This is a genomic window from Geodermatophilus sp. SYSU D00705, assembly GCF_054050135.1.
Map to the genome: position 1 here is coordinate 1 of NZ_JBJGYT010000067.1, position 6,620 is coordinate 6,620.

5 protein-coding genes are annotated in these 6,620 nt (G+C 74.0%); 3 read left to right on the forward strand and 2 right to left on the reverse strand.

The genetic code is table 11. The annotated features are described in order from the left end of the window. Window positions 1–486: 486 nt before the first annotated feature. Both ACI78Q_RS23490 and ACI78Q_RS23495 read right to left on the reverse strand, forming a co-directional pair. Window positions 487–1,110, reverse strand: a complete 624-nt coding sequence (locus tag ACI78Q_RS23490) for an alpha-ketoglutarate-dependent dioxygenase AlkB (protein ID WP_456925896.1) — start codon at window positions 1,108–1,110, stop codon at window positions 487–489. A 39-nt stretch (window positions 1,111–1,149) separates the two neighbouring features. Beyond that, window positions 1,150–3,372 carry a DEAD/DEAH box helicase gene (locus ACI78Q_RS23495; protein WP_456925897.1) on the reverse strand — a complete coding sequence of 741 codons (2,223 nt, stop codon included), beginning with the start codon at window positions 3,370–3,372 and terminating at the stop codon, window positions 1,150–1,152. 81 nt (window positions 3,373–3,453) lie between these two features. On the opposite strand from ACI78Q_RS23495, the gene ACI78Q_RS23500 reads away from it, so the two are divergent. From ACI78Q_RS23500 to bar, 3 genes are read left to right on the forward strand one after another with little or no spacing between them, the layout of a single operon-like run. After that, a complete protein-coding gene (locus ACI78Q_RS23500; RefSeq protein ID WP_456925898.1) occupies window positions 3,454–4,272 on the forward strand; it encodes a PHP domain-containing protein in 819 nt (272 codons plus the stop codon). Window positions 4,273–4,331: 59 nt separating this feature from the next. Then, window positions 4,332–5,285, forward strand: a complete 954-nt coding sequence (locus ACI78Q_RS23505; protein WP_456925899.1) for a carbamate kinase — start codon at window positions 4,332–4,334, stop codon at window positions 5,283–5,285. 28 nt (window positions 5,286–5,313) lie between these two features. Further along, window positions 5,314–6,417, forward strand: a complete 1,104-nt coding sequence (gene bar / locus ACI78Q_RS23510; RefSeq protein WP_456925900.1) for a barbiturase — start codon at window positions 5,314–5,316, stop codon at window positions 6,415–6,417. The last annotated feature ends 203 nt before the right edge of the window (window positions 6,418–6,620 follow it).

A 6,620-nucleotide genomic window follows, 5' to 3' on the forward strand; every position in this document is an offset into this window, starting at 1 on the left:
TAAGCACGCCGCCAGCGTTCGTCCTGAGCCAGGATCAAACTCTCCGTAGATGAATTTGCATCCCAGGCCGAGAACCGAGAGCTAGCACTCTCGATGATCCATCAACCAAAGGAATCCCTCACCACACGAAAACGTGCAGTGCGGGGGATTTGTTACTTGGCACTGACTTTCGGCACGCTGTTGAGTTCTCAAGGAGCGGACGCGCAGGAACTCCAGCCTTTTGGGCCTTCGTTCTCGGCGGTGTCTCCACTGTACACCGCGCTCCGCAGCAGTCAAACCGCGGGGGTTTGTCTGGCGGTTGACCAGGCTGGCGGCCCGGTCCGTTCTCGCTCGGTGCACAGAGAACATTACACGGCCTCTGGGCGGTCTGCACGCGGGGGTCCCGTGGGGGTGCTCACAGGGCCCCGGCGGAGGCGTCCGGGCCGGTCCTGCGCCCGTGGAACGGGGTCTGGAGGAGCAGGGGAACGTCCCGCGCCCGGGGTCCCCTCAGGCGACGCCGCGCGGCCGGTACTGCACGCTCACCCGCGGCCCGACCGCCTTGGCCGTCTTGGGGATGCAGTGCTCCCACGTGCGCTGGCAGGAGCCACCCATCACCACGAGGTCACCGTGGCCCAGCGGGAAGCGCAGGCTCTCCCCGCCGCCCACCGGCCGCAGCATGAGGGGACGCGGTGACCCGAAGGAGACGATCGCGACCATCGTGTCGGCGCTGCGCCCTCGGCCGATGCGATCGCCGTGCCAGGCCACGCTGTCGCGACCGTCCCGGTACAGGCACATGCCGGCGCTCACGAACGGTTCCCCCAGCTCGGGGCCGTAGTGGGCGTTGAGCGCGCTGCGGGCCTCGGCGAGCAGCGGGTGCGGCAGCGTCTCGTCGCCCGCGTACCACCTGAGCAGTCGCGGGACGGCGACCTCCCGCTCGTACATCTGGCGCCGGTCGGCCCGCCAACCGATGTCGCCGAGGAGCACCTCGAGCACGGGGTCCGAGCCGGCGACCCAGCCCGGGAGGTGGTCCACCCAGGCCCCACGGCTGAGGTGGTGCCGCGTGGCCCCGAGCGGCCCGAGCGTCGGCTCCTCGGCGAGGTCCCACATCGACGGCTGGTGCGCGAGCGACATGGGCGCAGGCTACGCCGGATCGAACGTGTGTACGACTCCCTACGCCGTGAGGGCCAGGGCGAAGGGCAGGACGCGGGAGGCGCCGGCCAGCCGCAGCTCCCGCCCGGCGACGGTCATCGTCCAGCGCGAGTCGGCGAGGTCGTCGACGAGCAGGACCGGCACCGGCCCCAGTTCCGCCAGCCGCCCGGACAGCTCCGGCCCCACCACGATGCGCTGCCACACCCCGGCCAGGCGGAAGGCGCTGTTGCCGCCGGGCTGGCCGGTCGGTCCGCCGTGCGCCAGGGAGAGCTCGCCGAGGTAGGGCAGCCGGCCGAGACTCGCCAGTCCCTGCGCCAGGCCGGCGACCAGCCGCGGGCGGCGCCGGGAGGGCACCGAGACCACGGCCGCCGGCCGCTCGGCCCAGTCCCAGGCGCCCAGTACGCGCGCGCACGCGCGGAGGAGGTCGTCGTCCGGGGGGACGTCGGAGACCGACCGCCGCACGGGGACGTCGAACGCGGCGTCCGGGTCCTCCTCGAGGCCGGGCGCCTCGAGGTCGAGGGTGACCGTGCCGCCGACGCCGTCGTCCCCCAGGAGCGTGCGCAGCCGCTGCCCCCAGCCGAGGTCGGTCAGGCGGGCGACGGCGCGGCCCGGGTCCAGTTGCTCGCCCGCGGCGATCTTGCCCTTCACCGACACCCCGAGCCGGTCTGCACCGGTGGGCCACTGCGCGCGCGGCGCGAGTTCCACACCGGGACGGTCCAGCACCGCCGACGCGGCCTCGGCCGCCGCCGCGGGGACCTCCGTCGAGTACCAGGGCCCGGCGCAGACGTCGCAGCGGCCGCAGGGCGTGGCGGTCGGGTCGTCCAGCGCCTCCTGCAGGAACGCCATGCGGCACTCGGCCTCGTCGACCGGGCGCGCGTAGGCGATCATCGCCCGCTGCTCGGCCTCCCGCGTCCGTGTCACGCGGGCGTAGCGGTCGGCGTCGTAGACCCACGGCCGCCCGGTGGACCGCCAGCCGCCCTGCACCCGCTCCACCGCGCCGTCGACGGCCAGCACCTTGAGCAGCAGCTCCAGCCGGGAGCGGCGGACGTCCGCCACCGTCTCCAGGCGCGCCACCGACCAGGCTTTCCCGTCGGCCATGGCGGAGAGGACCGCCGCGGCGTGGTCCTCCCGGGGCATGGAGGAGGTGGCGAACCACTGCCAGATGGCGAGGTCCTCCGGGCCGGGGAGGAGCAGGACGTCGGCGTGCTCGACGGCACGGCCGGCCCGGCCGACCTGCTGGTAGTAGCTGACCGGCGAGGACGGGGCGCCCAGGTGGACGACGAAGCCGAGGTCGGGCTTGTCGAAACCCATGCCCAGGGCGGAGGTGGCGACCAGCGCCTTCACCCGGTTCTCGCGCAGCGCCTCCTCGGCGTCCTTGCGGTCGGCGTCGTCCAGCCGGCCGGTGTAGGCGCGCACCTCGTGGCCGGCGTCGCGCAGCAGCGCGGCGGTCTCCTCGGCCGCGGCCACGGTGAGGGTGTAGACGATGCCGCTGCCCGGGAGGTCGCCGAGGTGCGAGGCGAGCCAGGCCAGCCGCGCGCGGTCGGTGGGCAGGCGCAGCACGCCCAGGCGCAGCGAGTCGCGGGCCAGCGGACCGCGGACCGTGGTCACCGAGACACCGCCCGCGCCCAGCTGCTCGGCGACGTCGGCGACCACCCGCTCGTTCGCCGTCGCCGTGGTGGCCAGCACCGGGGTGCCGGCCGGCAGCGTGCCGAGCAGGTCGCGGATGCGCCGGTAGTCGGGGCGGAAGTCGTGCCCCCAGTCGGAGACGCAGTGCGCCTCGTCGACCACGAGCAGGCCACAGCGGGCGACCAGCCCCGGCAGCTGCTCCTCGCGGAACCGCGGGTTGGTCAGCCGCTCGGGCGAGACCAGCAGGACGTCGACGTCGTCGGCGGCGAGCCGGGCGGCGACGTCGTCCCACTCGGTGGCGTTGGCGCTGGAGATCTCCACCGCCCGGATGCCGGCGCGGGACGCGGCGGCGACCTGGTCGCGCATCAGCGCCAGCAGCGGGCTGACCAGCAGCGTGGGACCGGCGCCGCGGCGGCGCAGGAGCGCGGTGGAGACGAAGTAGACCGCCGACTTGCCCCAGCCGGTGCGCTGCACGACGAGGGCCCGCTCGGAGCGCTCGACCAGCGCGGCGACGGCGGCGTCCTGCCCCTCGCGGAACTCGGCGTCGGGGCGGCCGGTCAGCTCCCGGAGGACCTCCAGGGCCTCGGAGGTCAGGGACGGCGGCGCGGCGGTGCTCATGGGTCCCGACAGTAGGGCCGCCGGACGACGGTCCCGGCCGCCGTGCGCGAGCTGGGGAGGGAGGAGGACAATCCACAGACGATGCGACCGCCGGACAACCACGTGCACACCAGGTGGTCCTGGGACACCTCCGAGACCTCGACGATGGCGCGCGCCTGCGAGCGGGCGGTCGCCCGCGGTCTGCCGGCCATCGCCTTCACCGAGCACCTCGACTTCACGACGTGGTCGCCGGACGACCGCGCGACCGCCGACGGCCTGGTCGACCGGCACGCCTCCCGGCACCTGCCGATCGACGTCGAGGGCTACTTCGCCGAGCTGGAGGAGTGCCGCGAGCGCTTCCCCGAGCTGCGGATCTGGTCGGGCGTGGAGACCGGGGAGCCGCACCTGTTCGCCGCCAGCGTCGCCCGCCACCTGAGCGACGCCCCGGTGGACCGGGTGCTGGGGTCGCTGCACTCGCTCAGCCAGGACGGCCGCCTCTACGGCGTGGGCCGGCTGCTCTACCCGGACCCCGACTCCACGATGCGGCGCTACCTCTCCGAGGTCGTCGACATGGTGGAGAGCAGCGACGTCTTCCAGGTGCTCGCCCACGTCGACTTCCCGCGCCGCTACTGGCCCGGCGGCAGCGACCGGTACGCCGAGAAGGACTACGAGGAGGAGTACCGGGCGGTGTTCCGGGCCCTGGCCGGCACCGGGCGGGCGCTGGAGGTCAACACCTCCAGCCCGCTGGCCTCGGTCGACCAGGTGCGCTGGTTCTTCGAGGAGGGCGGCGAGGCGATCAGCTTCGGCAGCGACGCCCACCAGCCGGCCGCCGTCGGCCAGTACTTCGACCTGGCCGTGGACGTCGTCGAGGCGGCGGGGTTCCGCCCCGGCCGGGACGCGTTCGACTTCTGGCGCCGGTGACCGATTCCGCCCGGAACAAGTACTTCACCGCTAAGGGAGTTTGCGGTTAGGGTCAGCCGGTGACCTCCACCCGCCGCGTCGTGATCGCCCTGGGCGGCAACGCGATGACCGGCCCCGACGGGTCGGCCACCCCCAGCGCCCAGCAGGCCGCGATCGCGAGCGCCTGCGCGCACGTGGCGGCGGTCGTGGCCACCGGGGTCGAGGTGGTCCTCACCCACGGCAACGGCCCGCAGGTGGGCAACCTGCTGGTCAAGAACGAGCTCGCCGCGCACGAGGTGCCACCGGTCCCGCTGGACTGGTGCGTGGCCCAGACGCAGGCGACGATCGGCTTCACGCTCGCCGACGAGCTGGACGCCGCCCTCGCCGCGCGGGGGCTCGCGCAGCGCACCGCCAGCCTGGTCACCCGCACCCTGGTCGACCCCGACGACCCGAACTTCCGCGAGCCGTCGAAGCCGGTGGGGCGCTTCCTCTCCCGGGAGAAGGCGGAGACGTTCATCGCGCACGGCCAGATCTGGGAGGACCGCGGGCCGCGCGGCTGGCGCCGCGTCGTCGCCTCTCCGGAGCCGCGCTCGGTGGTCGACGTCCCGGCGATCTCGGCGCTGGCCGGCGCCGGCTTCGTCGTCGCCTGCGCGGGCGGCGGTGGCATCCCGGTGGTGGACGACGGCGACGGCGGCGCCCTGCGCGGCGTCGAGGCGGTCATCGACAAGGACCTCACCGCCGCGCTGCTGGCCGCGGAGCTCGGCGCCGACACCCTGGTGATCGCCACCGACGTCCCGAACGTGATGGTCGACTTCGGCACGCCGTCGGCCCGGCCGCTGGGCGCCGTGACCGCCGCGGAACTGCGTGCGCACGCCCATGCCGGGCAGTTCGCCCGCGGCAGCATGGGCCCCAAGGTCGACGCCGCGCTGCGCTTCGTCGAGGGCGGCGCGGACCGGCGCGCCGTCATCACCAGCCTGGAGCACATCTCCGACGCCGTCCGCGGGGACGCCGTCGGCACCGTTCTGACCGCCTGACCCGTCCGCACCGACCGAGAGGAACGCCGTGCCCGCACCGATCGAGGTCCGCAAGGTCCCGCTGCACAACGTCAGTGACGCCTCCGAGCTGGCCAAGCTCATCGACGACGGCGTCATCGACGCCGACCGGGTCATCGCCGTCATCGGCAAGACCGAGGGCAACGGCGGCATCAACGACTACACCCGGATCATCGCCGACCGCGCCTTCCGCGAGGTGCTCGTGGAGAAGGGCACCCGGCCGCTGGAGGAGGTCAAGCAGGTCCCGATCGTGTGGTCCGGTGGCACCGACGGTGTCATCAGCCCGCACGCGACGGTCTTCGCCACCCTCCCCGAGGACGCCGTCGAGAAGACCGACGAGCCCCGGCTGACCGTCGGCTTCGCGATGAGCGAGGTCCTGCTGCCCGAGGACATCGGCCGCGTCGCGATGGTGGAGAAGGTGGCCGCCGGCGTGAAGCAGGCGATGGCCGAGGCGGGCATCACCGACCCGGCCGACGTGCACTACGTGCAGACCAAGACGCCGCTGCTGACCATCGACACCATCCGCGACGCCCACGAGCGTGGCCAGACGACCATCCTGGAAGAGCCGCACGGCTCGATGGACATCTCCAACGGCACGACGGCGCTGGGCATCGCGGTGGCGCTCGGCGAGATCGAGATGCCGACGCAGGAGCAGATCATGCGCGACCTCTCCCTGTACTCCTCCGTGGCGTCCTGCTCGTCGGGCGTGGAGCTGGACCAGGCGCAGATCGTCGTCGTCGGCAACGCCCGCGGGCACGGCGGCAACTACCGCGTCGGCCACTCGGTGATGAAGGACGCCCTCGACCAGGACGGCATCTGGGCCGCGATCCGCGACGCCGGCCTCGACCTGCCCGAGCGTCCGCACCACACCGACCTCGGCGACCGGCTGGTCAACGTGTTCCTCAAGTGCGAGGCCTCCCCCGACGGCAAGGTCCGCGGCCGCCGCAACGCCATGCTGGACGACTCCGACGTCTCGTGGCACCGCCAGATCAAGGCCTGCGTGGGCGGCGTGACGGCGTCGGTCACCGGTGACCCGGCCGTGTTCGTGTCGGTCGCCGCCGTGCACCAGGGCCCGTCGGGCGGTGGCCCGGTGGCCGCGATCGTCAAGGCGTGACGACAGCCGCGGGAGCATCGCAGCGAGCTCTGCGAGCGAGGAGCGGACCGCGGCGCGGAGTCAGGCAGACGGGCAAGGCCTGACGCCCTCTCGCAGTTGATCATGGGGTGGGGGGGGGGGGGGGGGGGGGGGGGGGGGGGGGGGGGGGGGGGGGGGGGGGGGGGGGGGGGGGGGGGGGGGGGGGGGGGGGGGGGGGGGGGGGG